This window comes from Candidatus Polarisedimenticolaceae bacterium (assembly GCA_036275915.1).
Classification (GTDB): domain Bacteria; phylum Acidobacteriota; class Polarisedimenticolia; order Polarisedimenticolales; family DASRJG01; genus DASRJG01.
In genome coordinates this window covers 375,839-396,951 of sequence record DASUCV010000022.1, presented here as the reverse complement: position 1 = coordinate 396,951, position 21,113 = coordinate 375,839, and the positions used below count along the sequence as shown (strand labels likewise).

The window sequence follows — 21,113 nt, the reverse complement described above, 5'->3', positions numbered from 1 at the left end:
GGCTCCTGAGAGAGCCGGCCCAGGCGCCGCAGGGAATTCAACATTCCGGTCGCCTGGAGCTACCGGCCGAACATCCAGATGAAGCCGACGTTCAGATCGTTGTGAGTCGAGCTCTCGTTGAACGTCTTCTCATTGAGACTCGCAAGCTCGACGCGGACCCCCGCCTGCTTCTTCTGGCCGAAGAAGAAACGGCTGCCGACGGCCACCTGAAACGCATTCGAGCTGTCGCTGACGCTGCCGAGCGAGCTGCTGGCCGACAGGCTGGCATACCCGACGCCGCCGAGGACGTAGGGCTCGATGGAGTCCTTGGGATGGAAGTTGAACACCGCGTTGACCATGTAGGTGTTCAGTCCGAGATCCACACCCGAGTCCGATGCGGAAGTGTCCGAGATCTGACCTTCGAGCTCGAACAGCTTCGTGAAGTTGTAGCCGCCTCGGACGCCGATGGCCGTTCCGCTGTCGTTCGTGTTGCTGACGGACTTGTTCGAATCCATGCTGGTGTAGCCGACGCCGGCTCCGATCTCACCGGTTCCTTGACCGATCTCCGCGCTCGCCGGAAGCGCGAGAACGAGCGCGCTGAACAGACTGAACGCAACGGTCTTCTTCATTGCACGATCCTCCCTAGCTCTTGGGGCGTTACGCATACTCGGCAGAAGGTAGGTGCCGGCGCGGAGCGGTCAAGGCCAGAGAGTGTCACTCCGAAGTACGGGCGCGTGATGCAGGGAAGCGCGCCAGCGGAGGGCGAGATTCACCTCAATGCCACCATCACATGCCCTGCGGAGCCGACCCGCAGCCCGTCGGCCCGACGTGCGAAGTAACGTGCGTTGAGCGCGGCGCCGTCGAGGTCCTCGATGGTCGAGAATCCGAGCTCGTGCATCCCGCGGGTCAGAGCGCCGGGATCGAGGAAGCTCCGGAACGGCTCGCCGGCCCTCCTCACACGTCGCTCGAGCAGCCAGAGCCCGATCCGCGATCGCCAGTCGAGCTGCGGGGCGGGCACGACGTAATCGAACACCACGCCGCCACCGGGGGCCGTCGCGGCTGCGACGTCACAGAGCGTCGTCCATACCGCGGCGGCCTCGAGGTACATCGACACGCCGAGCCACGAAAACACCGTCGCGGCGCCGAAGTCCACTCCCGACGAGCTGAGCGCGTCGCGCAGGTTCCGTTCTGCGAAGTCGACCGGAACGAACGTCAGCGTTTCAGGGATCGCGATGCCGGCGTCGGCGAGCCGCCGGCGCTTCCAGGCCTGCGTGGCAGGATGATCGATCTCGAAGACACGCACGTCCGCGATGCCATGACGATACGCGAAGGTATCGAGCCCTGCTCCCAGGATCACGACCTGGCGCACGCCCTTCGCGATCTGAGCCGTGATCACGTCGTCTGCGATCCGGCTCCTCACGACGAGGAACGCGCGCATCATCTTGTCGTAGCGGCCATTTCCGACTCGATGAGGATGCTGTCGCAGCGCGTCGACGGCGTCCCGGCTCAGGATGCGCAGCGCCAGTGGATCCGAGAAGACGAGCGGCGCGTCGAGGACTTGGTGAGCGGCGCGGCGGAAGGCGACGCGCGACGCGGTGCGGGAAGCGCGACCTTCTTTCAAGGCGTTCATACGGTCATGAAGGTACGCCGGGACGGTGGACCGACGGGCTCGATCCGTCGGCACCGACCTCCTCGACAGAGACGGCTAGGCCTCGGCGGCGGTCCCGTTTCCGCTACCGACTCTTTTTCAAGCTACGCACGTAGAGCACCACCTCGGCAACTTGGCGATCGGAGAGCGTGTGGGCCCACGGAGGCATGAGGCTCGACAGCCCGACACCGCTGCCCCCACGGCTGATCGCATCGGCGATCTGCGCATCGGTCTTCTTCTGAACCGCAGCGTCGGAGAGGTCGCGGGGATGCGGGTCCAGGTTGTAAGCGTTGAACCCGTCTCCCGCGCCGGCGTCGCCGTGGCAGGTCGCGCAGTAGTGGACGTAGGTGTCCCGTCCCAGTCGCATCTCATAGCTCGGCGGCACCGCCGCGGCGGCATCCGCGGGCTTCGGAGGCGCGCTCTTGCGCGCACAGGCGACGAGACCGAGAGCCACGAACGCGATGACGAGGCTCCGCGCGCTCATCGTTTGGCACCCGTCGCGTCGGCGGCCGGTGCTTTCAGCGTCTCGAGATAGGCCGTCAATCTCAGCGCGTCTGTGTCGGTGAGCCCATAGTCGGGGCAGCGCACGTCGGCGCGCCACTTCTGTGGACCCTTGAGCCACGTGAACACCCAGCCGGGCTGGAGCCGCGTCTGCGTGTCGGTCAGCGGTGGGCCGACGTAGCCGCCGGTCGGGCCGATGATGTGGCAGGCGCGGCACCCGAGGGTCGTGTACAAGCGCTGTCCCTCTCCGGCGTCCGCGTCGGACGCGGGTCGCCCGGCGAACGGGTCCTGCGGGATGCGGGGATCGACATAGAGGCTGGTGATCGCACCGGCCAGGAGCTCCGCGTCTGCCCGCGGCATCCGGAAGATCGGCATCCTCTCCTCGAGGATCGGGCGAATCGAATAGGAGACGAGGAGATAGTCGACGAGCCAGGCACGGCGGACCTTGCTCCCCTCGAACGTCAGCGGCGCCGTCGAGATGTCGCCGCCTGCGTTACCGATCATGTGACACGACAGGCAGCGGTAGCGGTCGACGAGCCGCCCGACGTCGCCGCCGGGAACGAGCGACGGCGTCCCGTGCGCCTCCGTGCGATACGCCTCGGGGACCGGCTGAGCGCCCAGCGAGAGGAGTGCGGTGACGGCGGCCTGCACGTCGTCGGCGGGTAACTCGAACGTCGGCATCTTGAGGCCCGGCGCGAACGAATGCGGCTGCTCGAGCTTTGCCGCCAGCCACGCCGGTGCGGTGCGAGGAAGGTCGTCTCGCTTCCCGAAATCGAGCGACGTCGCCTTCTTGTCGCCGATCCCGTTGAGGTCGGGGCCGAACCGTTCGGCCGCCTGCGCGTTCTCCGCCGGATGGCAGGCGACGCAGCCCCGCATGCGAAACGTCTTCTCGCCCTTCTCGGCGAGGGTGAGGTTGACGTGGAGTGGCTCGAGGATGTCCTTGGGCGCGTCGAAATCGCGCAGCTCGTCTTCGAGGTACGCGACGACGTCGCGCGACTCGGATTCCGAGAAGCCGTACTGCGGCATACGCGTGCGGGGGTTGAACGCGTGCGGATCGCGCAGGAAGGCCAGGAGCCAGCCTCGCGTCGCCGAAGTCGCCACCTTGGACAGCTCGGGAGCGGTCCCGTGTCCCTTGCCCTCGACGGTGTGGCAGCTGATGCAACGCGCCTCCGCGAAGAGCTTCTTCCCGGAAGCGGGGACTCCCGCCGGCTCGCGCTCGGCGGATGCGATGGCGGCGGCGAGGGCGGGCGAAGGGGTCCTCGCGAAGAGCGCGTGCGACAGCTCCTCGATGTCGTCGTCCGAGAGATCGAACCGCGGCATCGTCGTGTTGGGATCGACCGCCTTCGGATTCTTGAGCCACAGGCGGAGCCACGGGGCTCCGGTCTTGAGCGCGATCGTCCTCAGCGGGGGCGCCTCGGAGCGGAAGGTCTCGTGGTCGCGGACGAGATGGCAGGCGTAGCAGCCGTAGCGCGTCATCACGGCGCGGCCGCGGGAGAGGACCGGCGCCCCTGCAATCGACTCGCCGGCATGGCAGCGCCCGCATCCGGCCTCGAGGTTCTCCATCGGGAGCATCGGCGGGCCCGCGTCTTCCGCGGTGCCATGCGCCTCGGCGCGGCTCGTGGCTTGACCTTGGCCGCCGTGACAGGTGGTGCACCCGAACCGATCGAACTCCATCGGCGTGTGCGCGGTCGCCGGATGGAGGCGGTACGGCTCCGGCGCCCCGGCCATCGCCGCGTCGGCGGCGCCGAGATGGCAGGTCGGACAGCGGTCCACACGGTCGTCGAGGTGCTGGAGCCAGATCTGGCGGATCGCGATCGGCATCGTCTCGTACCGCTGGGCCTCCTTGAGGCTGCGCGCACGCGCAACGCCGAGCGAGCGGAACTCTTTCTGATAGGCGCGGTGCGGCCGGAAGGCGTTCTTCGCGGGAGAGATCGCGAGCACCGCGAGGAAGAGGAAGCTCGTCGCCGCGAAGGTCCGTCTCAGGCTCACGGTCGTCCTTTCACCACGAGCGGAAGGAGGCCCAGGGCCAAACGAACGACCAGCCCGGGCCGCGGAAGAAGGTGCCGATGACCGTCAAGACGCTCGCCACGACGACGAACCACGTCATGATCCACTCCGGCAGCGTGACGTGGGCCAGGGCGCTCCGGATCGCCCCGGCGCGCTCGCCTCCCCGGGCCGCCAGCACGAGCGCACCGACGACGACCGTCGCGGCGGCCACCGGCCAGCAGTCGAAGAGGACGGCGAAGGCCGTCACGGCGAGGAGCGTGACGAGAATGCCCGCGATCCGGCGCGGCCGGCGGTCCTCCCACAACGGGCGGGCCGCGAGATTGACCCGGGCGTAGGGGATGACGACGAGCGCCACGACGACGAGTCCCGGAAGGAGCACGCCGGCGACGACGGGCGGGAAGTAGTGGAGCAGCTCCTGGAGGCCTAGGAAATACCAGGGAGCCTTCGCGGGATTCGGCGTCTCCGTCGGGTTGGCGATTCCCTGGAGGGGGGCGTCGAACAGGAGGGCCGCGATCGCGAGCACGATCGTGACGGCTTGGACGAGGATGATCTCCCGCACGACGAGGTGCGGAAACGTCATGACGAACCTCTCGTCTTCCTTCCTCACCGTGGGCCTGATGTCGGGACGGACGAGGGCGACGCGTCGCGGCACGGCGAGGGGATCGTTCGATTCCTCGATGACGATGGGCGGGAGATCGCTCACGGAAGTTCTTCCTCACGCAGCGGGGCGCTGGGCTCGGGGGGGCCCTGGACGCCCCCGTCCTTCCGCACGCGCCAGATGTGGACCGAGACCAGGAGGATGAGGGTCACGGGAAGCACGACGCAGTGGAGGACGTAGAAGCGGAGCAGCGCGTTCTCCGAGACGACGTGCCCGCCGAGGAGCAGGAACCGGAACGGCTCGCCGATCCAGGGCGCCGCGCGCACCATGTTCGTTCCGACCGAGACCCCCCAAAACGCGAGCTGGTCCCACGGCAGAAGGTAGCCCGTGTACGACAGCAACAGCGTGGCGAGAAGGAGGACGACGCCGACGACCCAGTTGAACTGACGGGGCGGGCGGTAGGCGCGGTGATAGAAGACGCGCAGCATGTGCGCGAACGCCGCGAAGACCATGAGGTGGGCGCCCCACCGATGCAGATTGCGCAGGAAGAGACCGTCGTCGACGACGAACTGCAGCTCCTTCATGTCGCGATAGGCCTGCGGGACGGAAGGGTGGTAGTAGAACATCAGCAGGATGCCGGTCGCGTAAAGGATCGCGGTGCATGCGAGCGTGATGCCGCCGAGCCAGTACGTGTGCTTCGTCAGGAGCGTCTTGGCCCGCACCTTGATCGGATGCACGTGGAGGAAGAGGTTCTCCATGACCACGAGCGCCCGATTCAAGTTCGTGTCCGCGACTCCGTGCCGCACGATCGAGCGGTAGACGCTCGTGTCCCGGATCCAGGCCGAGACGCCGGAGGCCGTCGGCGCTTTCATACGCGCACGATCGTCCCGGCGGGGACCAACGACGCCGTGTCGACGACGAGGTTGCCCGCACCGTCGGGCTTGATCTCGATCCAGGGCAAGGGGCGCGGCGCCGGCCCGTGCACGACGTTGCCTTCGAGGTCGAAGCGGCTCCCGTGGCAGGGGCACGCGATGACGTTCTCGTCGGAGAGGAAGCGCGTGATGCAACCCAGGTGCGTGCAGACCGCGGTCATCGCGTAGACGCCGCCCGAAGCGCCGATGACGTAGGCGCGATGCTCGCGGTCGAACCGGACGGTGCCCTCCGGGAACTCGAGGGCGGTTCCGGCGACGAAGCGGGTCGGCGGCTCGAACAGCACCTTCGGCTGGAGAAAGTCGAGCGTGACGACGCCCGCTCCCGCGGCCGCGCACGCGCAGGCGCCGACGCCCGCCATCGTCAGGAAGTCTCTGCGCTTCATCCCCCGGCTCTCACGCGACGACATGGTCGGGCTCCTTGGTCGCGAAGCTCTGCATCGTGATCGTGCCGGCGGGACATCGCCGCGCGCAGAGGCCGCAGCGGATGCACGTCTCCTCGTCCTTGAGGATGATCGAGCCCCACGGCTCGCCGGCGACGAAGACCGGAGCGAGCATCCGCGATCCCGCCGGCGCCGAGCGGATCGATGCCGCGGTGCGGATCTCGATGCAGCTCTCGGGACAAACGTCCTGGCAGCCACCGCACAGGATGCATTCGGTGCCTTCGGCCTCGCTCTGATCGAAGATCGTGTTGGTCCAGCAGTGGAGGCACCGCGTGGCTTCGCGTCTGGCCGCCGGCTCGCTGAAGCACTCCTCGACCTCCGCGATCCCGATGCGGCGATCGATCGGCCTCGTCGGGGGGGACTGCCGCGGGATCGACTCGTAGTCGAGCGTGCGGCGGTAGCGCGATTCCACGTCGATCTCCACGACCGGGTCCTCGTCGGGCAGGGAGCGCCCGCGGAGAAATTCGTCGATCGATCGGGCGGCGCGCTTTCCGTTGGCCACCGCGGTGATCGCGATCCTCGGGCCGAACGCGGCGTCGCCGCCGGCGTAGATTCCCGCGGCGGTGGTCGCCAGGGTGTCCGGGTCGACGACGATCCTCCCCTGGCTCGTCGCGACGCCGTCCTCCTCGTTGAGGAAGCTGAGGTCGCCCGTCTGCCCGATCGCGACGACGACGGTGTCGGCCGGCAGGATCGACTCCGAGCCGTCGACGAAGCGGGGCGAGAAACGTCCGCGCTCGTCGAAGACCCGCGACACGGTGAGGAGCTCGACTCCGGTCACGCGCGCGTGCTCACCGACGAGCCGCTTCGGGCCGACGCGATGGAGGAACGTGATGCCTTCCCGCTTCGCCTCCTCGATCTCTTCGCGAGCGGCGGGCATCTCGCGCTCCGATTCGAGACAGCAGACGGTGACCTCGCGCGCCCCGAACCGGATGGCGCTCCGGGCGACGTCGAGCGCCTGGACGACCGAAAGGTTGCGCTGGAGGTTCTCCTGCTCGCCGCCGCGCGCCGCGGTGCGTGCGACGTCGAGGGCGACGTTGCCGCCTCCGATGACGACGATGCGGCTCCCCATCTCCACCCGATAGCCGAGGTTGACGTTGAGGAGGTAGTCGACCCCTTTGAGCACGCCGTCCAGATCCATCCCTTCCACCGCCAGCTCGCGGCCGCGCATCGCCCCTACTGCGAGGAACACGGCCGCGTACCCCTGCTGGCGCAGATCGCGGAGCGTGAAGTCCCTGCCGAGGCGCGCGTCAACCCGCAGCTCGACCCCGAGCGAGAGGATGGCGTGGATCTCGAGCTGGATCAGCGCGCGCGGGAGCCGGTATTCGGGGACGCCGAGGCGCAGCATCCCGCCGGCGACCGGGGCCCCCTCGAAGATCGTGACGGGGTATCCCCGGAGCGCGAGGTCGTGCGCGCAGGCCAGCCCCGCCGGACCCGAGCCGATCACCGCGACCCGCTCCGAGTGGCGGTCCGTTCTCCTGCCGTAGATCTCGGAGAGGACGGAGAAGTCCATCATGCTCTCGACGCCGAACTTCTCGGTCACGAACCGCTTGAGCGCGCGGATCGCGATCGGCGCGTCGAGCTCGCCGCGGCGGCAGACGGTTTCGCACGGCGCGGCACAGATCCGGCCGCAGATCGAGGCGAGGGGGTTGGGCCGGCGCGCGACCGCGTACGCCTCGCGGAACCTCCCCTCGGCGATCAGTGCGACGTACTTGCCCGCCTCCGTGTGCACGGGACACGCCCACTTGCAGGGGAAGTTCCGCTCGAGCCACTCGCGGCTGGCCTCGGCCACGGCCTCTTACCTCGCGATCTCGAAGCCGACGTCGGTGCTGCCGGCGACCGTGACCGGCTTCGTCGCCGCCTTGAGCTTGGGATGCCACACCTTGAGCGTGTAGGCGCCGTCCGGAACGTCCGCGATCTTGTACGAGCCGTCGGCCTTCGTGACGGCGAAGTACGGCGTCGGCACCGCGACGACGAACGCCTCCATCTCAGGGTGGACCTTGCACAGCAGCGTCGCGACGCAGTCCTTCTTGAACGTGTAGCTGCGTGTCTGACCTTTGGGCCACGTCCCGAGGTTGAACTTTTCGGCGCAGGCATCCGGCGAGAAGACGTTGTGCTGCACCGCGTCGGAGTTGAGGAAATCGACCGTCGTGCCGGCGAGCACTGGAAGGACGTGCGGGTCGAACACGAGATTCTGCTGGTTGATCTTCTGGTGCTCCTGCGGTGCCGGGAACGTCTTGCCGGGAATCGCATCGACGTAGACGACGGCGCCCGCGCTGTCGCGCACGCCCTTGCACGCGACGGTGCCGTGGATTTCCCCCGCGACCGCGGGGAGGGTGAGCACGAGGGCGAGGCCGGTGACGATCGGGATTCTCACGATGGTCCTCCTAGAACGCGAACCGCAGGACGGCGGCGGCGTTGTAGTTCTTCGACTCGTGAAGGTCGCGCTGGTACTCGAGCATGAGCTTCATGTTCGCGACGATGAGATAGGTGAAGTTCGCATTGCCGACGCGGATCGACGCCGCGGAGGGGTCGCCCGGCGCGACGTCCTCGTACCGGAGCGACACCTGGAAAGGCGGCCGGATCACGTAGTCGGCCTGGACGAACCAGGCGTCGTAGGTTGGGTTGGGCTGGGTCACCGCGGCGGTCGTGAGATCGGTCGTCGTCAGATCGTCCTTGCCGTGGAGGTAGACGCCGAAGACGTTGAGATCGCGCCAGAGCCACGAGGCGTAGAGCCCGGCGCGGACGTAGCGGCGATCGATCACGTCGAACGTCGGGTTGCCGAGATCGTCGAACTCGTGGAACACGACGTCGTTTCCGGTCCCGTAGTAGCCGAGCAGGCCGACGCGCACGGAGCTCTCCCGCCAGTTCTCGGGCGGCAGGGTCTTCCCGGTCGTGTCGCCGTCGAGACCCATGCCGCCGAACTTGTAGTCCACGCGCGCGTACCAGTCTTTCGCGCTGTGGACGTCGTTGCCGGTGCTCTGCGGGTTGGAGCCGGGATCGGTCGAGACCTGCCCGAGCCCATCGGTGACGCCGAGCGTATAGAAGAGCCGGTGCTTCGCCACCCCGTAGAACTCGATCGCCTTGACGTTCTCGGGGAGCGAGATGCCGCCCCCCTCCTCCGCGGTCCCCGTCCCCCCGTTCGGGCCGATCGGGTTGTAGGTGAACAACGAGTCGATGCCGTTGTTCGTCATCAGCCACATCTCGTGGAAGCCGTCCTCCAGGTCGGGCGCGAACATGCCGACCTTGAAGTTGACGGCGTGCCCGGCGCCGAAGAGGGAGTTCGCGGTGAGCTGCGCGCGCTCGATGCTCACCCCGGCCCCGTTCTCGAACGTCAGCTCGGCGAGATAGCCGAAGGTGTCGCCGAACGTCCCCGCGGCGAAGAGGTTGACCTCCTGGGGGAACTGGAAGTCGTTCCTCGTGATCGTGCGGTTCGTCCCGTCGGTCTGGGACGCGTAGACGTCGGCCATCTTGATGTTGATCGCGAGGGGAACGTGTCCGGGGATCGTGCTCGGGTAGACCATCGAAGGCCACGTCTTCTTGTAGGCCTCCGAGCCGAGCGAGACCGGCGTCTCCTTGATCTCCTCCTCGGTCTCGGCGGGCATGCGGTAACCGTTCAGGCGGAAGGCCTCTCCGAACGGGTTCAGCTTCGGAAACACGACGTGGCACGTCTGACAGGACGTCTGGTACTTGCGCGCGAATGCCGGGATCGCGGAGGCCGGTCGGTGCGCTCCGAGGACGACGGCGAAGGAGACCATGGCGAGCGTCAGACAGCGTGCGATCGGTCGGGCGTGGCTCATCGAATCGCTCCTTTCCCTGGACGGGAGGGAGGATCGCCCCTGAGCCGCCCGCCGCACCATCCGGCGGACGCATCAAATTCAGTGGTGAGAACGCACTAGATCAGGTGCTTTTGGAACGCGAAGGCGACGGCCTCGGTCTTGGAGTGCAGCTCGAGCTTGTCGAGGATGTTCTGGACGTGGTTGCGGACCGTCAGCGCCGAGATGCTCAATCGCGACGCGATCTCGGCCGTGGGGTTGCCGGCCGCAAGCATGCCCAGCACCTCGATCTCGCGCGCCGTGAGCTTCCTGGCCCGCGCGTCGTCGGACTCGCGGACGGTCAAAAGGGTCGGTCGCGGCGGGGGAGTCTCCTCGGAAGACCGCTCGGGCGCTCTCTTCTCCCGGCGTCGTGAAGGCCGGACGATGTGCGCGAGGAAGAACAAGTCGGGAGGCGGCGCGGCCAGATGAAGCACGCTGACGTCCGTGTCGAGCTCACGATCGCCCTTCGCGCGGAGCGTCAGCTCGAAGTTCCGGACAGGCTCGTGCCTCATCGCGAGCTGCGTGATCGGGCAATTGTCGGAGCAATAGCGGTTCCCGTGGGCATCGCATCCCTGGAGCATCGCCGCGCACGGCAGTCCCAGCACCTCGTGCGCCTTGAACCCCAGGAGATGCTCGGCGCTCGCGTTCCACCAGACGATCCGATTCGACCGGTCGGTGACGAAAACGGGATCCGGGGACGTGACCAGCGCGTCCAAGATCGTGCCGATCGGATGCGGAAACGTGAACGGTCCGGCCATCCGAGACTCCGCGCAGACCACGAGGCGAGTCCGCCCCCGCGGCCGCGCGGCGAGGCTAACACCCCACCCCCGGCCCGGCAACCGCGCCTACCAGACCTCGCAGCGCTTCTCCGCCGGCCGCACCATCGCGGCGTCCTGCTTGCACGCGAACGCCTGCTGGAACGCGGGGATGTTCGAGAGCGGGCCGTTGACGCGGTACTTGGCGACCGGGTGCGGATCGCCCTGGACCATGCGGCGCTGCGTCTCGGGGCGCGTCTCGTCGCCGCGCCACTGTCCCCACGAGATGAAGAACTGCTGCTCGGGGGTGAAGCCGTCGATCGTGGGCTCCGGCGGCTTCCCTTCGCGCGACTTCTCGTACGCGAGGAAGGCGAGCTTCGCACCGGCGAGATCGCCGATCGACTCGCCGAGCACCAGCCTGCCGTTGTGGTGGATGCCGGGCTCGATGAAGTAGCCCTCGAACTGATCGACGACGCACTGACCCTGGGCTTGGAACTTTTTGAGGTCACCCGCGGTCCACCAGTTCTTGAGCTGTCCCTGGGCGTCGTACTGCGCTCCCTGGTCGTCGAAGCCGTGGCTGACCTCGTGGCCGATGACGACGCCGATCGCGCCGTAGTTCACCGCATCCGTCTCTTCGACCGAGAACGCGGGCGGCTGGAGAATGCCGGCGGGGAACACGATCTCGTTCATGAGCGGGTTGTAGTACGCGTTCGAGGTGGGAGGCGTCATGCCCCAGCGCCCGCGATCGACCGGCTTGCCGATCGTGGCGTAGCTGTCGCCAACGCCCCATCGCGACGCCGACTCGACGGCGTTCCAGAACGAGTCGCGCGTCACCGTGACGCCGGCGTACGTCTTCCACTTGTCCGGGTAGCCGATCTTGGGGTTGAACGTCGCGAGCTTGGCGAGCGCCTTCTGCTTGGTCGCGTCCTCCATCCAGGGAAGGCCGTTGATCCTGTCCTTCAGCGCGAGCAGGATGTTCTTCACCATCTCCTGCATGCGCGCCTTCGCTTCGGGAGGGAAATTCTTCTCGACGTACTTTCTTCCGAGCGCCTCACCGAGGAGGCCGTCCACGTTCTCGACGCAGCGCTTCCAGCGCGGCTTCATCTCCGTCGCGCCGCTGAGATACTTACCGTAGAACGCGAAGCTCTCTTCCTCGAACGGAGCGGAGAGCGCGCCGGACGATGCGTGGAGGAACTGCCAGGTCAGGTAGGTCTTCCATGTGGGAAGGGGCGCCTTCGCGAGCTGCCGGTCGACCTCCTTCATGAACTTCGGCTGCTGCACGTTGAGCGCGACCGCGGGGATCTTCGCGCCCATGAAGTAGGCCGCCCAGTCGAAGCTCGGCGTCATCTTGACGAGATCCTTGAACTCGGTCTTGTGGTCGGTCGCGGCCGGATCGCGCAGCGCGACGTTGTCGAGCGAGATCTGGGCGAGCTGCTTCTCGAACGCGAAGACGGTGTCGGAGGACTTCTGCGCCGCGGCCGCGTCCTGCCCCGCGAGCGCGAACATCTTCTTCACGTGCTCGCGATACTTCTCGCGGGCCTCGGCGAAGCGCTTCTCCGGCTTGAGGTAGTAGTCCCGGTCGGGCATGCCGAGCCCGGCCGCGAAGACGTCCCCGATCACGTGCGTCGGATCGTGATTGTCGGGGGAGGCCGCGATTCCGAACGGCGCGGCGATGCCCAGATCCTGGAAGTGTCCGATGACCTTGACGAGCGCGGCTCGGTCCTTGATTCCATCGATCTCCGCCAGCATCGGTTTCGCCGGGTCCAACCCTCGCTTGTCGATCGCGCCCTGATCCATGCAGGCGCCGTACATGTCCCCGATGAGCTGCTCGGGGCTTCCCGCCGGCCAGTCCTTGCGGGCGCTGACGTCGTCGAGGATCGCGTGGAGCTGATCCTTGTTGATCTCTCCCGAGGCCCAGCGGCGGCTCCAGCGATCCATGTACGACGGAATGGGATTGTTCGCGCGCCAGGTTCCGTTCGCGTACTGAAAGAAGTCGGTGCACGGATCGGCCGTGCGGTCGAGATCGCCGACCTCGATGCCGCGCAGGTCCGCCGCGAAGGCCGTGGCCGTGATCGAAAGCACGAAGACGATGGACCCCGCTCGTTGAAGTCGCATGCGATTTCCCCCTGCGCATCATACGGCGGGGACACGAGATCGGTTTCGCGGGCGCGTGACGAAACTCGGGGAGCCGCAGGCCGTACGCCAGGTCATGCGCAAACGATGGATGGCGGTGGTGCTGGCGGGCGGATGGACCTTGGCTTCCGCACAGACCGGCGTGCAGATGTTTCCGCTCCGCGACACCTCGGGCCTCCAGGCTCGAGGCGTGAAAGCGGAGGCGGTGACCTACAAGGGCCGTCGATGCGTGAAGATCACCGTCGACGGCGAAGACCGCGCCGGCCCCGTGCTCCTGCCTGGAACCGACTTCCAGGACGGGGTGATCGAGGCGGACATTGCGCTCAAACCGACGACGCCGCCGGGGATGCGATATCCCGGGTTCGTCGGCATCGCCTTCCGCGCGCGAGCGGACGCGTCGCACTACGAGCTGTTCTACGTGCGCCCGGGAAACTCGGACGCCGCGGATCAGTCCAAGCGGAACCACACGGTCCAGTACGTGTCGGAGCCGGACTTCGGCTGGTACCGGCTGCGCCGGGAGTGGCCGTCGCAGTACGAGTCCAATGCCACGCTCGCGATGGAGACGTGGTTCAAGCTGCGCATCGAAGTCGCCGGCCGCGTCGCCAAGCTCTACCTCAATGGTTCCACGCTGCCCAGCCTCGTCGTCGACGGCCTCAAGGGCGAGGATCTCCACGGCGCGATCGGATTGTGGGGATACACCGACGAAGAAGCGTACTTCTCGAATGTGCGCATCGTCCCCGCGCCGCCGCAAGATGTGAAGAACGGGTCCGACGTGGGCGGCACCTGGGAGGCGCAATCGGGGAGCGACGCCGGCCCCATCACCGGGACCATGGACCTGCGCCGCGAGGGGACCGTCGTGACGGGAACCTGGTCCGGTTCCCTCGGCGACGCTCTTCCCGTCACCGGAACGTGGCGGAACGGTTACGTCGAGCTCTCGTTCGCCGGGGATTGGCCGAAGGGAAGCCGTCAGGGGGCGCCCGGTCCGGTGCGCGCGTTCCTGTTCTTCTGGATCGACGGCGACTCGGCCAAGGGACGGATGCGCGTCGAAGGCCGGGCCGACGGAACATGGGTCGCGCAGCGAAAAGTGCCGTTACATTGAACGGCGCATGGCAAAGATTCCTCTCCGCGCCGTGGCCGCGCTGTTCCTCGAGCGCCAGCATCTCCGCGACCCGCGCCGGCGGCGGCTGACGGAGCGCAACCTCGTCCGGTTCGCCTCCGACACGGGTGGAATCCAGCTCGACTCGATCAACGTGATCGACCGCGCGCACTACCTGACCGTGTGGAGCCGCTTCGGACCGTACGACCGTCGTGTCCTCGACCGTCTCGTCTACGAGCGGCGCGCGATGTTCGAGTACTGGGCTCACGCGGCCTGCCTGGTGCCGACCGATCATTTCGGCCACTGGCGGCGGGCGATGCTCGACTATTCGCTCCGCAGCCGGGCTTGGGGGAAATGGCTCAGGAAGAACGCGGCGCTCGTCGCCCAGGTCGAGGCCGAGATCACGACCCGCGGACCGCTCGGGAACGCCGACTTCGGAAACGATCGCAAGCGGCGCGGCGGCGGATGGTGGAATTGGAAGCCGGCCACGCACGCGCTCGATTACCTGTGGATGAGCGGGCGCACGATGATCCATTCACGGGTTCACTTCCAGAAGCGCTTCGATCTGGCGCCAAGGGTCATGGGTGAGGCGCTCGCTGCCGAGCCGCCGCGCGCCGACGAGTTCCGCCGCTGGCACCTGCGCCGGTCCCTGCATGCGATGGGTGCCGCGACGGCGACCGATCTCCGCATGTACCTCACCTTCCCTCGGACGGAGATCCGGGAGCGCCGCAAGGCGCTCGCCGAGGCGCTCGCGGCCGGCGAAGTCGTCGAGGTCGCCGTCGAGCACGGCACGACACCGTGGTTCGCCCTCGCCGACGATCTCCCGGCGCTGCGCGCCGCCGCACAGCGGCGCGTGGCCGCGCGCGGCACCACACTGCTCGCGCCGTTCGATTCGTTCCTGTGGCACCGCGAGCGCGCCCAGCGCCTGTTCGGCTTCGACTACCGCGTCGAGGTCTACACCCCGGGCCACAAGCGGGTGCACGGCTACTACGTGCTCCCGCTCTTCCATGACGGCCAGCTGATCGGGAGGATCGACGCCAAGACTCACCGCGCCGAGCGTCTCCTCGAGATCCGGCAGATCCACTTCGAGCCCTGGTTCGCTCGGGGCAAGCGACCTCCCGCGGCCGACTGGGGTTCTCTCGACCGCGACCTCGCGCTCGACGGTGCCGCGGACGCGTTTCGATCGCTGGCCACCTTCGTCGGCGCCGAGACGATCACGCTCGGTCGCGTCTCGCCCCCGGCTATGGCCGCGTCTCTGCGACGTCGCTTTGCGTAGGAGGCGCCATCGCCGTTTGCCTTCCCGGCCCGGGGAGCCGATCGTTGATGCGATGCGCCGGAAACTGCTGCCGAACGTCTTCGTCTCGATCGTGCTCGCCGGCGCCTGCGCGCAGCAGAAAGCACCCGCGACCTCGCCGGCGTCGATCGAGCATGGCCACTCGGAGAAGGGACTGGCCTCCTGGTACGGAAAGGCGCACCAGGGCGAGCGCACGGCGAACGGTGAGCGCTTCGACATGCATGCGTTGACCGCCGCCCACCGCACGTTGCCGTTCGGCACGATCGTGAGGGTGACCGACATCGAGAGCGGCAAGTCGGTGAAGGTTCGGATCAACGATCGCGGGCCGTTCCGTCACGATCGGATCATCGACCTGTCCTACGAGGCCGCGAGGCAGCTCGGGTTCGTCCGGCGCGGCGCCGCCCGGGTCGAGATCACCGTGATCGATCGCGGGTGATCGCCGAGCCTAGTTCGTGCTTCGAGTCTCCGGCGGCGGCTCCGTCTTGATGCGAGGCGGCGCGTTCTTGACGTACGTGTCGAACCAGTTCAGCTCCTCGTAGGCGAGCTGCTCGTTCGATTCCATCGACGAGTACCAGTGAGGCTCGTGCGGGAGCATCACGAGCCGCGCGGTGCCGCCGTTGCCGCGGATCGCCTCGTAGAGCGTGACGGCCTGGAGCGGCGTCGTCCCCGGATTGGCGTCGTCCGTGCCGTGCACGATGAGGAGCGGCAGCTTGATCTTGTCGGCGAAGAAGAACGGCGACACCTTCAGGTAGACGTCGCGGCCCTTCCAGACCGAGCGGCGCTCGTTCTGGAAGCCGAACGGCGTGAGGGTCTTGTTGTAGGCGCCGCTCGTCGCCGCCCCGGCGCGGAACAGATCGGTGTGCGCGATCAGATTCGCCGTCATCATCGCGCCGTGGCTGTGCCCCGTGACGCCGATGCGATCGCGATCGACGACGCCCGTCTCGACCGCCGCGTCGACCGCGGCGCGCGCGTCGTCCTCGAGCTGCTCGAGGTAGGTGTCGTACGCTTTCTTGGGATCGCCCACGACCGGGAACGCGGCCCTGTCGATGATCGCGTAGCCCGACAGCAGGAGCAGCCGGTAGTCGTCCAGCACCATGAACTCCTGCTCCGAGCCGCTGACCTGTCCGGCCGTCGACGCGCTCGCGTAGTCCAGCGGATACGCGTAGAGGATTGCCGGGATGCGCGTACCCGGTTCATATCCGGGCGGTGTCAGCAGCGTGAACGAGAGCTGAGTCCCATCCCGCCGTTTGTACTTGACGAGCTGCTGCTTGATCCCGCGTACGGCGGGTGTCGGATCGGGAACGTGCGTGACCGCGCGCGCCGCCGACGCGAACGTGGCCTCGCCCGGCACCGGCGCCGCACGATCGCCGAGCGTCCTGACCATCGCATTCGGCGGATCGGTCCGCGATTGGCGCCAGGTCAGGAACGCGCGGTTCGTCCCGTCCGTGAACGCGAGGAACCTCTCGAGCGCCGTCTTGTCGCTGCGGAACAGGCGCGCGGTCGTTTTCGTCTCGAGATCGAAGCGGTCGAGGAAAGGACGGTTCCCGTCGACCGAGGCGCCGTTACCGCTGAGAAAGATCGTGCCCGCATCCTGGCGCACGACCCACTGGCCGTTCGGCAATATCTTGAAGATGGGGCGGCCGGGATCCTTGTAACGCTCGTCGCTCGACATGTCCCAGATGACCGACCGTGCGGTCTCCTTGTGATCCACATCGAGGACGGAGACCTTGCGCCAGTGCTTGTTCTCGTCGTGCTCGGTGATCATCGCCTTGCCGCGCTGCTCGAACCAGTCGGCGCCGACGAAGCGCTGCTCGGTCCGTAGGATCTCGCGAGGCTCGGCGCTGAACGGAGCGGCGAGCGTCATGACCTTGTCGCGCGCCGGCACGGTGACGTTCCAATCGCCTCCGTCGAGCGCCTCGGCCCACACCAGGGTCGCGGGCTCGGTCGGGCGCCACCCGAGATCGCGCGGGCCCGTCGGCACGCCCGCAATCGGAACACGATCGGCGAGCGGCAGCCGGGCCACCGTCTTGATCTTCCTGCCGGTGCGGTCCCACAGCTCTTCGTCGTGCGGGAAGTTCACGTAAGTCGTCACGTAGGAGTAAGGCTTGTGGACCGTGGTGACGAGCAAGTCCTGGCCGTCGGGCGAGGGCTCGACGCCGGAGATGATGGCCGGCGCTCCGAGCCGCACCACCGCTCCCGATCCCGCGTCGACGAAGGCGAGCTGGCTCGTCGCGTAGTAATCGAAGAGATCTTCGTCGTGCTTGCCGTTCAGCGTGTCGCGCGTCTCATAGGTGCTGCTCTCGCCCGTTTGACCCTTCGTCTCCTGAATGCTCGGACCGTCCGTATCGGCCGATCCCGCGGGCGCGGGCCCAGCATCCGCCGGCACGAGCTTGACGAGCAACGTGTCCTGGTCGGGCATCCACTGCAGCGAGCTGCCCAGCATCGGGTTCAGCCGCGCATCGCCGAGACGCTTGGTGGACGCGGTCGCGGCATCGCCGACCCAGAGCTCGACGGCATCGGTCGAGGTGTTCCGAAAGGCGAATCGCTTCCCGTCGGCGGACCAGGTGAACGCATCGGCGCAACCGCCCGGCGGCAACGCGACCGGAGATTCTTTCCCGGTGGCGACGTCGACCAGCGTGAGCTGCTGCGCGCACGGCGCGATCCCGTACCCGCCGCGCGTGTCGTGCTTGCGTCTCGTGCGCGGCTCGACGCGCACACCGGCGAGACGGAGGAACGGCTCGGCGACCTGCGCGATCGGCGGGTATCGGACCCATGACACGAGCAAGATCCGGTCGGCCTGCGGGCTGACCTGAGGGCTCGGTGGCGCCGGCGCATGCAGGACGTCGAGAACGTTCTGCGGCGGCTTGTCGTAGCCGCAGCGGATCGGTTGCGATGTCGACGCGGAGACCACGAGCAAGACGACGACGAAGATGTGAGGGCGCATGAGCCGGAGGTTAGCACGCGTGATGGCCTCCTCGGAGACAGTGCTCACGTCGTGGCACGGCAAGGCGCATCAGGGACATCGCACGGCGAGCGGTGAGCGCTTCGACGTGCACGGGTTGACCGCCGCTCACCGCACCGCACGCGTCGAGATCTCGTCATCGACCGCGGCTAATCCGTCGCGATCGCGCGTGGTCACACGCCGTTAACGAATCGCGTCGTTGTGTTAACGCGAGTGGCACGTCGCCTGCTGGCTTTCCGTCCGCAAGCGGATCGGGAACAGCACGGCTTCAGAAAAAGTTCGGAGAGCGAAGAGGGTTGTCTCGAGCACGCTCGAACTCGTTACCGGGGTGTCACGAGTGTGCAGAAAGGAGTCTACAAATTTTGCGAGGGGTGGAATCCGAAACAACGTTTTCTGCTCACTGCTAAGACCTCGAGGAGATGTCAATGGCACGACTTATTCCAAAGCTTGCACGCATCCTGACGTGTACCACGCCGGTGATCTGTGTCTTGACGGTCGGCGCGGCACTCTCGACACCAGCGCAAGCGCAAACCGTCTGCAACTCGACATTGATCATCGGGTTTCCCAATGGAGACAACTTGAACCGCGTCGTCGGCCAGACCGTGAGGATGAGCCTGACGGTCACCAACGGACCGAGCGAGGACGGGGGCGCTCCGGACAATCAAACATTCACACAGGTCGATTTCTTTCCCGCGTGCACCAGCGTCACCGGCGGTGTCTGCACGCCGGATCCGGGATCGGTCCCGGGGGCGCCGCCGGCGATCGAATACGTCGGCAACCTTGCGACATCCAACTGTCCCTCGCTGCCGACCGCCGACACGACCGATCCGTTCGACATCAAGTTCAGCTTCGGCCCTCCTCTCGATTTCGCCGACACCGTGGGATGCACCTTCTCCTTCGATGTCCTGGTCGCCGAGACCGGAAGCGACGGGACGCCGGCCAACATCGCCCAGCTCGCGAACACGGACGGCGTGTGTGACAGCACGCTGACGTCCCAGGCGGGGGGCACGGCGGCGATCACGCTGACTTGCCCTCCGTGCAACGACGGCAACGCATGCAACGGGATCGAGACCTGCAACGCGTCGACGGCGCAGTGCGTTCCGGGGACCCCGCTCAACTGCGACGACGGCAATGCCTGCACGAACGACAGCTGCAACCCGGCGACAGGTTGCGTCCACACGCCGACCAGCTGCGACGACAGCAACGCCTGCACGAACGACAGCTGCAACCCGGCGACGGGGTGCGTCCACACGCCCGTCGGCTGCGACGACGGCAACGCTTGCACGGAGGACAGCTGCAACCCCGCGACGGGATGCGTCCATACGCCCATCACCTGTAACGACGGCAGCGCGTGCACGGACGACACTTGCAACCCCGCGACGGGATGTGTCTACAAACCTGTCAGCTGTGACGACGACAACGCCTGCACGAACGACAGCTGCAACCCGGCGACGGGGTGCGTTCACACGCCCGTCACCTGCAACGACAGCAACGCGTGCACCGACGACAGCTGCAATCCGGCGACAGGTTGCGTCCACACGCCGACCAGCTGTGACGACGACAACGCCTGCACGAACGACAGCTGCAACCCGGCGACGGGATGCGTTCACACGCCCGTCACCTGCAACGACAACAACTCCTGCACGAGCGACAGCTGCAATCCGGCGACGGGGTGCGTTTACACACCTGTCGGCTGCGACGACGGCAACGCGTGCACGAACGACAGCTGTAGCCCGGCGACGGGATGCGTTCACACGCCCGTCAGCTGCAACGACAGCAACGCGTGCACGAACGACAGCTGCAACCCGGCGACGGGATGCGTTCACACGCCGACCAGCTGCGACGACAGCAACGCGTGCACGAACGACAGTTGCAACCCGGCGACGGGATGCGTCCACACGCCGACGTCCTGCGACGACGGCAACGCCTGCACGGCGGACAGCTGCAACCCGGCCACGGGGTGCACCCACACCACGGAGCCGCCGAGCTTCTGCGACGACCACAACGCGTGCACGAGCGACAGCTGCAACCCGTCGACAGGCTGCGTCCACACGACGATCTCGTGCGACGACAGCAACGCGTGCACGACCGACACGTGCAACCCGTCGACGGGATGCGTCCACACGCCGATGGTTTGCAACGACAACAACGTCTGTACGGTCGACACGTGCAACCCGGCGACCGGGTGCGTCTACACGCCGAAGCCACCGAGCTTCTGCGACGACAACAACCCTTGTACGGATGATTCCTGCGATCCGGAGCAGGGTTGCATCCATACGACTCCCAACCCGCCGCCGGAGGGCTGCACTCCGGCGATTTGCAGGACGCCTGGGTTCTGGGGAACGCACGCCGGTGTGGAGAAGAAGGGTAGCGTCAACATCACCGCTGCCGTCCTCGACTGCGCCGACGGGAATTGCGCCGATCACACCGCCGCCGACTTCATCACGATCTGCGGCCAGAAGATCGACAGCCCCGACACGAACCCAGCGGACGGCACGACGGACGTCAACGACGCCGCATCGTCCACCGAGGCGATGTGCGTCGCGGTCCAGGGCTCGCCGACCGCTCAGCTCGCCCGGCAGCTCACCGCCGGCGCGCTGAACTGCCTCATCAGCGGTGGCGGCGGGGACTGCGCCGGCACGCCGCTCTACACCGAGGTGTTCACAAGCTGCAACGCCGCGTGCGCCAGCGGCACGGCCTCAAAGGCCGAGCTCTCGGCGTGCATCGGTGAGCTCGACTGCCTCAACAACGGCGGCCAGTTCCAGAACGGCCGCTGCTCCGGAGGCGGAACCGACAACTGCCACAACCGCGTGCTCGTGAACGAATCGCTCGGCCTCAACTTCGAGCCGCCCGGCCCGGCCGGCAGCTCGAACGCTTGCAACGAGGCGAACGGGACGGCCTGCATGGTCGTGGGCCCGAACGAAACAAAGTGCCACACCGACAGCTTGCCGTAAGG

The 21,113-nt window shown here is 67.3% G+C and carries 17 protein-coding genes; 4 read left to right on the top strand and 13 right to left on the bottom strand.

Annotated elements, in window-relative coordinates; translation table 11 throughout:
• Positions 1-59: 59 nt before the first annotated feature.
• The 12 genes from VFV19_18470 to VFV19_18415 form a co-directional block, all read right to left on the bottom strand.
• Positions 60-608, bottom strand: a complete 549-nt coding sequence (locus VFV19_18470) for a porin family protein (GenBank protein ID HEX4826291.1) — start codon at positions 606-608, stop codon at positions 60-62.
• Positions 609-748: 140 nt separating this feature from the next.
• Entirely contained in the window at positions 749-1,609 is an 861-nt protein-coding gene (locus VFV19_18465) for an SAM-dependent methyltransferase (protein HEX4826290.1), read from the bottom strand.
• A 103-nt stretch (positions 1,610-1,712) separates the two neighbouring features.
• Positions 1,713-2,111: a cytochrome c gene (locus tag VFV19_18460; protein HEX4826289.1), complete on the bottom strand. Its 399-nt coding sequence runs from the start codon at positions 2,109-2,111 to the stop codon at positions 1,713-1,715.
• The gene (locus VFV19_18455) at positions 2,108-4,117 is read right to left on the bottom strand and encodes a c-type cytochrome (protein HEX4826288.1); all 2,010 of its coding nucleotides are present in this window, start codon (positions 4,115-4,117) and stop codon (positions 2,108-2,110) included. The genes VFV19_18460 and VFV19_18455 overlap by 4 nt, the downstream gene beginning before the upstream one ends.
• Positions 4,118-4,127: 10 nt before the next feature.
• On the bottom strand, positions 4,128-4,838 hold the full coding sequence (locus VFV19_18450) for a hypothetical protein (GenBank protein HEX4826287.1): 711 nt from the start codon (positions 4,836-4,838) through the stop codon (positions 4,128-4,130).
• Positions 4,835-5,605: a cytochrome b N-terminal domain-containing protein gene (locus tag VFV19_18445; protein ID HEX4826286.1), complete on the bottom strand. Its 771-nt coding sequence runs from the start codon at positions 5,603-5,605 to the stop codon at positions 4,835-4,837. The genes VFV19_18450 and VFV19_18445 overlap by 4 nt, the downstream gene beginning before the upstream one ends.
• The gene (locus VFV19_18440) at positions 5,602-6,048 is read right to left on the bottom strand and encodes a ubiquinol-cytochrome c reductase iron-sulfur subunit (protein HEX4826285.1); all 447 of its coding nucleotides are present in this window, start codon (positions 6,046-6,048) and stop codon (positions 5,602-5,604) included. Before VFV19_18440 ends, VFV19_18445 begins: the two co-directional genes overlap by 4 nt.
• Before the next feature lie 10 nt (positions 6,049-6,058).
• Entirely contained in the window at positions 6,059-7,894 is a 1,836-nt protein-coding gene (locus VFV19_18435) for an FAD-dependent oxidoreductase (protein ID HEX4826284.1), read from the bottom strand.
• Positions 7,895-7,900: 6 nt separating this feature from the next.
• Entirely contained in the window at positions 7,901-8,479 is a 579-nt protein-coding gene (locus VFV19_18430) for a plastocyanin/azurin family copper-binding protein (protein ID HEX4826283.1), read from the bottom strand.
• A 10-nt stretch (positions 8,480-8,489) separates the two neighbouring features.
• Positions 8,490-9,902 carry a hypothetical protein gene (locus VFV19_18425; protein HEX4826282.1) on the bottom strand — a complete coding sequence of 471 codons (1,413 nt, stop codon included), beginning with the start codon at positions 9,900-9,902 and terminating at the stop codon, positions 8,490-8,492.
• A gap of 95 nt (positions 9,903-9,997) precedes the next feature.
• The gene (locus VFV19_18420) at positions 9,998-10,675 is read right to left on the bottom strand and encodes a LuxR C-terminal-related transcriptional regulator (GenBank protein HEX4826281.1); all 678 of its coding nucleotides are present in this window, start codon (positions 10,673-10,675) and stop codon (positions 9,998-10,000) included.
• Between the two features lie 87 nt (positions 10,676-10,762).
• A complete protein-coding gene (locus VFV19_18415) occupies positions 10,763-12,787 on the bottom strand; it encodes a M13 family metallopeptidase (protein HEX4826280.1) in 2,025 nt (674 codons plus the stop codon).
• A 55-nt stretch (positions 12,788-12,842) separates the two neighbouring features.
• Here VFV19_18415 and VFV19_18410 point away from each other — a divergent pair, with 55 nt between their 5' ends.
• From VFV19_18410 to VFV19_18400, 3 genes are read left to right on the top strand one after another with little or no spacing between them, the layout of a single operon-like run.
• Positions 12,843-13,904, top strand: coding sequence for a family 16 glycoside hydrolase (locus tag VFV19_18410; protein ID HEX4826279.1), 1,062 nt, complete (start codon positions 12,843-12,845; stop codon positions 13,902-13,904).
• A 7-nt stretch (positions 13,905-13,911) separates the two neighbouring features.
• Positions 13,912-15,177, top strand: a complete 1,266-nt coding sequence (locus tag VFV19_18405) for a crosslink repair DNA glycosylase YcaQ family protein (GenBank protein HEX4826278.1) — start codon at positions 13,912-13,914, stop codon at positions 15,175-15,177.
• 52 nt (positions 15,178-15,229) lie between these two features.
• A complete protein-coding gene (locus VFV19_18400) occupies positions 15,230-15,631 on the top strand; it encodes a septal ring lytic transglycosylase RlpA family protein (protein HEX4826277.1) in 402 nt (133 codons plus the stop codon).
• Positions 15,632-15,640: 9 nt separating this feature from the next.
• Here the strand turns inward: VFV19_18400 and VFV19_18395 are convergent, their stop codons facing one another.
• On the bottom strand, positions 15,641-18,139 hold the full coding sequence (locus tag VFV19_18395; GenBank protein HEX4826276.1) for a prolyl oligopeptidase family serine peptidase: 2,499 nt from the start codon (positions 18,137-18,139) through the stop codon (positions 15,641-15,643).
• A gap of 596 nt (positions 18,140-18,735) precedes the next feature.
• Between VFV19_18395 and VFV19_18390 the strand changes: the two genes are divergently transcribed.
• Positions 18,736-21,111, top strand: coding sequence for a hypothetical protein (locus tag VFV19_18390; GenBank protein ID HEX4826275.1), 2,376 nt, complete (start codon positions 18,736-18,738; stop codon positions 21,109-21,111).
• The last annotated feature ends 2 nt before the right edge of the window (positions 21,112-21,113 follow it).

Coding starts and splice junctions, on each gene's coding strand:
- VFV19_18470 (HEX4826291.1), bottom strand. CDS start 608: ATGAAGAAGACCGTTGCGTTCAGTCTGTTCAGCGCGCTCGTTCTCGCG.
- VFV19_18465 (HEX4826290.1), bottom strand. CDS start 1,609: ATGAACGCCTTGAAAGAAGGTCGCGCTTCCCGCACCGCGTCGCGCGTC.
- VFV19_18460 (HEX4826289.1), bottom strand. CDS start 2,111: ATGAGCGCGCGGAGCCTCGTCATCGCGTTCGTGGCTCTCGGTCTCGTC.
- VFV19_18445 (HEX4826286.1), bottom strand. CDS start 5,605: ATGAAAGCGCCGACGGCCTCCGGCGTCTCGGCCTGGATCCGGGACACG.
- VFV19_18440 (HEX4826285.1), bottom strand. CDS start 6,048: ATGAAGCGCAGAGACTTCCTGACGATGGCGGGCGTCGGCGCCTGCGCG.
- VFV19_18425 (HEX4826282.1), bottom strand. CDS start 9,902: ATGAGCCACGCCCGACCGATCGCACGCTGTCTGACGCTCGCCATGGTC.
- VFV19_18420 (HEX4826281.1), bottom strand. CDS start 10,675: ATGGCCGGACCGTTCACGTTTCCGCATCCGATCGGCACGATCTTGGAC.
- VFV19_18415 (HEX4826280.1), bottom strand. CDS start 12,787: ATGCGACTTCAACGAGCGGGGTCCATCGTCTTCGTGCTTTCGATCACG.
- VFV19_18405 (HEX4826278.1), top strand. CDS start 13,912: ATGGCAAAGATTCCTCTCCGCGCCGTGGCCGCGCTGTTCCTCGAGCGC.
- VFV19_18400 (HEX4826277.1), top strand. CDS start 15,230: ATGCGCCGGAAACTGCTGCCGAACGTCTTCGTCTCGATCGTGCTCGCC.
- VFV19_18395 (HEX4826276.1), bottom strand. CDS start 18,139: ATGCGCCCTCACATCTTCGTCGTCGTCTTGCTCGTGGTCTCCGCGTCG.